Origin of the sequence: Kitasatospora sp. NPDC002551, from assembly GCF_040296005.1 — a bacterium.
GTDB lineage: Bacteria > Actinomycetota > Actinomycetes > Streptomycetales > Streptomycetaceae > Kitasatospora.
Genome location: NZ_JBEOWI010000123.1, coordinates 1 through 6,212, shown reverse-complemented (window position 1 = coordinate 6,212; position 6,212 = coordinate 1). Strand labels below are relative to the sequence as shown.

The 6,212-nt window shown below is 76.1% G+C and carries 1 protein-coding gene; it reads left to right on the top strand.

What is annotated here, in order from left to right; genetic code table 11:
• On the top strand, positions 1-6,212 hold a 6,212-nt coding region (locus tag ABT093_RS40175; RefSeq protein WP_350572462.1), incomplete at both ends, for an EndoU domain-containing protein.

Genomic DNA, 6,212 nt, shown 5'->3' with positions numbered 1-6,212 from the left:
GCCGGGGTGCGGATCGAGGGCGAGGTCCACGGCGACCGCTTCCCGGCGTTCCGTCCGGCCGACGACCAGCCGGACACGGACCCGCCGCTGAACGCCCCCCACCGCCCCAGCCCCGACGACCCGGCCCGGGCCTTCGGGACCTTCGGGCGGCGCGCCGAGGACGTCGTCCGCTACGGCGACCGGCAGAACCTCACCGGCCTGCACCACGAGTTCGCCCCGGACCGCCCGGAAGCCACCGAGATCCTCCGGGCGCACGGGGTGCGGATCGTCGAGACCGGCCCGCCGGCCCACAACGGCACCTACCGGGCCCGGGCGGCCTTCCTGGACCCGACCGTCGCGCCGGACTCGCCGCTCTCCGGATTCCCCACCCGCTGGCGGATCCGCCAGGACGACGGCGGCCTGCGCACCATGTACCCGCGGAGCTGGTTCCCCGAGCAGCTGCTCGCCGTCGTCGACGCGGCGCACGACAACACGCCGCCCGAGCGGCGGGTCCTCCTGGAGGACGGTCGCACCTACTACTGGGTGGGCGAGGCCAACGGCGTCCGCATCGAGGGACTCTCCCGCGAGGGGGCCCACCTGGCCCACCGTCCGACCACCGCGCAGCCCCTGCCCCGCTGGGACCCCGACCGGGTGGAGGCCGTCGCGCCCCAGCTCCGGGTCACGGCGGGCGCCCTCCCGTTCGGCGTCACCCGGGTCCGCTTCGACTCCGGGCAGGAGGGGCTGCAGATCACCCTGCCCGTGCGCACGCACGTCCAGGACGGGGTGACGCCCGAGCGGCAGGCGTACGTGCTCGGCCGGCTCCAGCGCGCCGTCGACGAGTACGTCGAGGCGCGGGCGCAGGAGAGGGCCGACGCGCACGGCGTGCCGCGGCTGCCGGTCTCCGTGGTCATCGACCCCGACCCGGCCCACCCGGCCGTCTTCGCCGAGGTGGTCGTCCAGCACGACGCGGTCTCCACCGCGGAGTCCGTCCTGGCCCCGCTGACGGTCCACGGCGACCTGGACGTGTTCCACCGGAACATCGCGGAGCTGCACCAGGCGGCGCCCCCGCCCGCGCCCCGGCCCGCCCCTGACGTCCCCGCCGACCTGCGCGAACCCGGCCTGCGGCCGGACGAGGAGGCACCCGCCGTCAGCCCCGGCCACGACCAGGCGGCCGTGGAGCACCTCGCGGACCTGGACCAGTACTTCCACGACGACGCGCTGGACGCGGACCCGCGCGACCTCCCCGCCGAGCGGAGCCTGCCGCACCAGTGGAGCGCCCTCGACGCCCGCTGGGCCGCGGTCGAGATCCTCACCCGGTACGAGGCCGAACACGGCCAGGTCGAGAACCTGATCGTCCGCGGCCCGGTCGGCGACGTCTGGGTCGACGTCGAGGTCACGGACGGGCTGATCACCGCCGTCCACGGCGTCGGCGACCAGCGGGACCACGCGCAGCTGCACGTCCCGCCGATGCCGGAGGTCCCCAACCAGGTGGCTCCGGCCCTCCGGCCGAGCCGGCCGACCGCCACCGCCTGGCAGCCCGTCGACCTCGACGGCTCGGTGACCGGCGAACCCCGCCGCCCGCAGCCGCCCGGGCCCGGCCGGTCGCGGGTGACCCTGCCCAACGGCACCGTCCGCGTCTTCGAGACGCACCTCGCCCCCGGGCTCGGCGAGCACGCCCCGCTGGCCCGGTTCCCCAGCCGCTGGCACCGGTCGGCGCTCGACCCCGGCACCGTCCACTACCCGGAGAACTGGGGCGCGACGGAGCTCAGCGCCCACGTCACCCAGGCGCTCGACCACCCGCTGCTCACCCGTCATGAGTCCGACGGCTCCCGGCTGGTGGTCGGCCGGGCGGGCGGCGTCTGGATCGAGGGCCGGTTCGGCCCGGACGGCGCCCTCTACTACCACCGCCCGTCGCCCTACCAGGGCTTCGACAACCCGGAGTACCACAACCCCTCCACGCTGACGGCCACCCGGGGCACCGACGTGCGGTTGAACGGCCTCGGGCCGGTCACCGTCCGCCGCGACCTGCTGTTCGACGGGAGGGACGCCCTCCGGGTCACCGCCCGGGTCCGGCTGGTCGGTGGGGAGGACACCGGTCCGGCCGGCCGGCAGCACGCCGAGGAGACGCTGCGCCGCGCCGCCGAGGAGTACCTGGACGGCCACCGCGCGGCGCACGACGCCCCGATCGACCTCCGACTGGAGTTCACCGAGGACGCCGACGCCACCGAGGTCCGGCTCGTCCCCGGGCAGGACCCCACCATCGAGCAGGCGATCCCGCTCCTGCACGGGGCCGCGGGCACGGACCGGCTGGCCGAGGTCCTGACCTCGGAGGGGCAGCCGCAGGTTCCCGAGGCACCGCGCACCGTGGCCGGCGAGTCGATGCTCGACGGCCGGCGCCGGTTCTTCACGGCCGCCGCGTGGGACAACCCGACCGAGGGCCGCGGCCTGCCCCGGGAGTGGACCGCCGACGAGGCCCGCTACGCCGCGACCAGCGTCGCGGGATCGGCGCACCGCGTGCCCGGCGGACCGGCGCCGCAGGACGGCGGCACCGCGCCCGTCCTCTCGCACGGCAGCTTCGCCGGGGTGCGTCTCACGGTGCGGGTGGAGAACGGCCGGATCACCGACTTCTGGGCCCAGCCGGACCAGCGGGTGCCGGACCAGCGGGCCGACCGCGGGCCCGAGGCGGTCGAGCTGATCGGGATCCGCGAGGTGAGCCCCCCGACGGACCTGTTCCAGTACAGCGTCCAGGCCCGGAACCGGCAGCGGTTCACGGTGGAGCGGGTGAGGTACGCCGACGGCGACACCGAGTCGCGCATCACCGTCCGGATCCACCTCGACGTGGACCCCACCAGGCTGAACCTGGCCGACCCGGTGACCGCCCGCGGCTTCGACGAGATGGTGGACCGGGCCCGCGCCGCGATGGCGGAGTACTACGGGGGCGACCAGCGGCTGCCCAGCGGCGACCGGCTGCGGGTGCGACTCGACTTCGTGCAGGACCCGGCCGACGCGCACCAGGTCGTGAGGATCCACCGCGAGCAGGGCCGGAGCACCGCCAGGGACTGGACGCTGGACATCCGGCCCGACACGGTCGCGCACGAGGTCGGCCACCTGCTCGGCCTGGCGGACGAGTACCGCGAGGGCTCCGCCGCGCACGCTGCCCGCCCGGCCTACGCCCAGGGCCTCATGGGCGCCGACCTGAGCGACCGCTTCCGCCGGCCGCTGATCGACGTGGACAACCCGACGGCGGCCGCGTTCAGGGAAGAGCGGCTGCTCCGCCAGCGGCACCTGGAGCAGATCGGGCTCGCGGTCGACCTGGCCTTCGGGCCGGACCGCGGGCCCGCCGGGGACGGCGTCCACCCGCCGCGGCCGCGGCTGTCCGCCCGGGCCCTGCACACGGCGCTGTACGGAACCCTGACGGGCGACAGCATGCGGCCCCCGGGGGCCGGGCGCGACGGCGGCGGCCACCTGTTCCCGACGCCCGGCACCGGTCGGCCGCAGCCGTTCCGGGTGCCCGGCTCGGAGCACCGCAACGGCACCTTCCTGGTCCGGGACCGGTCGTCCGACGACGGGCGGACCGGTCAGGGCGACCGGACCGGCGACCTCGCCCTCCCGCCGTCCGAGCGGACCCGGGTGATGTTCCCGGAGCACTGGACGTCCGAGGACGTCTCCTACGCGGCGCAGCAGGCGTACCAGAGCGCCCTGCGCCGGGGCGACGAGGCGTTCACGGAGCTCGGCCCGGTGTCCTGGGCGTGGACGGGCGAGTACGCCGGGGTGCGGATCGAGGGCGAGGTCCGCGTCCGGACCGAGCGGCGGCCCGGCGGCCCGGTCGAGGTGGCCGAGATCGTCTCGTTCCGTCCCTCCGAGGACCGGGGCGTGCAGGGCGCGCCCGCCTTCCTGCCCTGGCACGAGACCCGGGTGGCCTTCGACCAGCAGGTCACCGACCTGGTGCGGTACGGCAGCCGGTACGACATGACCGGGGTCCACCACCAGCCGCCGGGGCCGCCGCCCCGGGAGCCGGGCGGCCGCCCCCGCGGCCCGATGGCCGGGGAGCGCAAGGGGATCAAGATCGGAGAGCCGTTCGCCCAGCACCCCAACGGGACTTACCGCGCCGCCGTCTGGTTCCTCGACCCCACGGTGTCGCCGTGGGCGCCGATGGCGTCCTTCCCCTCGCGCTGGCGCCTCCGTGCGGACCACCCGACCAACACGTTCTACCCCCGGAACTGGACGACCGGCCGGGTGCACGACGCCGTCGAGGACGCGTACCTCCACCGGAACCGGGCCGACGACCGGAACGTCAACGGCGCCGTGCACTGGACCGGCACCGGCGGCGACGGCATCCGGATCGAGGGCATCACCCGGGACGGCCGCCACCTGGTCCACCGCCCGGCGGACGAGCAGCCCGGCGTGGTGCTGCCGCCGCACGCGCAGCGCTCCGTCCCGCTCACCGAGCCGCTGCCGCTCGGCAGCAGCGCCCGGCGGCCCGACGACCGGCCCCCCTTCCACGGGTCGGCGCCGCCGGACGCGGTGCCCGCCGACCGGATCAGCCCGGACCTGGACGCCACCGCGGGCCGCGGCCTGCCCCGGGAGTGGACGCCGGCCGAGCGGCTCTACGCGGCCTACTACGGGGCGCAGATCGAGAACCAGATGCTGCGGCCCGACGGCACCTTCCAGGACCGGGTGCGGTTCTCCGGTGTCGAGATCACGGTGTGGCGGGACGAGCAGTACCGGATCGTCGACTTCTCGATCGCCGACGGGCACGTCCCGCCGCCGCAGCTCAGCGTGCCGGTGTACGAGCCCGGCAGGTACCGGGTCGATCCGACCACGCTGACCTACCAGCCGTTGTACGACTACGAGCCGCTCCACCCCGGCCAGGACCTGCCGTCGACCCCGGGGGCCGGCGACGGCTCGGTGCCGTCCACGCCGCGGTCGGACGACGGCTCCGTGCCCTCGTCCCCGGAGCACGACGACGGCGCCCCGCCGCGGACGCCCGGCGCCGACGACGGCTCCGCCGCCTCCTCGCCGGGCTACCGTCCGGCGACGCCGGAGGGCTTCGACGAGGAGTCCACGGGCTCCTCGCCGGGCTACCGGCCGGACACGCCGGAGGGCTTCGACGAGGTCTGGCCGTTCCCGCCCGGCCAGTGGCCGCGGACCCCCGGACACGACCGCGGCTCCGAGCACGGCGCCGGTTCCCCGTCCGGCAGGCCCCTCACCGACGAGGAGATGGACCTGTACCGGGACGCCGACGACGACATGGAGTCGGTGGCGAGCTCCTACTCGGACTCCACGCGCTACTTCATGAGCGACGACGACATGGCGTCGGTGCACGAGTCCGACGCGCTCTCCGACACCCGGTCGCAGACCCCGGACCCGGCCGCCCCGCCGCGGCCGGCGTACGCGGCGGCGGCGCCCGACCTGACGGTCGCCCGGGTCCTGGACACCGCCGAGGTCAGGGCCCCGGACAACCCCGCGCTGCACTCCAGCACCGCCACCGGGCTCCGCGCCTTCCAGGCGAGCCGGGTCGTCCTGACGGACGGCCGCCCGGCCGTCGAGGTCGTGGTGCGCATCCACCTCGACACCGCCGGGCTGCCGGCCGGGGACAACGGCTCGGAGCTGCGGAGCCTGCGCGACCGCGCTCGCCAGGGCGTGGACGACTACTACAACACCGGGCACCGGCTGCCCGACGGCGACGTCCTGGTGGTCCGCGCCGAGTTCGTCGACGATCCGGCGACGGCCCACCACCGGGTCGAGGTCGTCGACGGTGACATCCGCGAGAACAGCGCCCGGTGGTCCCTGGACACCCGCCGCACCGTCCTGGCGCACGAGATCGGCCACCTGCTCGGCCTGCCCGACGAGTACCGGGAGCGGCGCGCCCGCGAGACGACCACGGACGAGGACGGGAACGAGCGGGTCCTCGTCACCGGGATCCCGCCGCGGGCCGTGGACGGGTCCGGCGTCCTCATGGGCAGCACCCACGCCGCCCGCGACCGGGTCCGGATCGACCAGGACGCCGGGATCCACGCGGACGACACCGTCGTCCACTTCTCGCTGCCCCCGCACAACCTGCGCGAGCTGGGCGAGGCGATCGTGCGGGGCCTGGGCGCCAGGCCGACCGTGTCGGCCGTGCACGATCTTCCGGCGCGGGCTTCCTTCGGCCTGGACGCGCGGCGGTCCTCGCTGGAGGGTGACACCCGGACGCCGGGCGGCCACCTGCTGGTGCCGGCCGGCTCCGACCG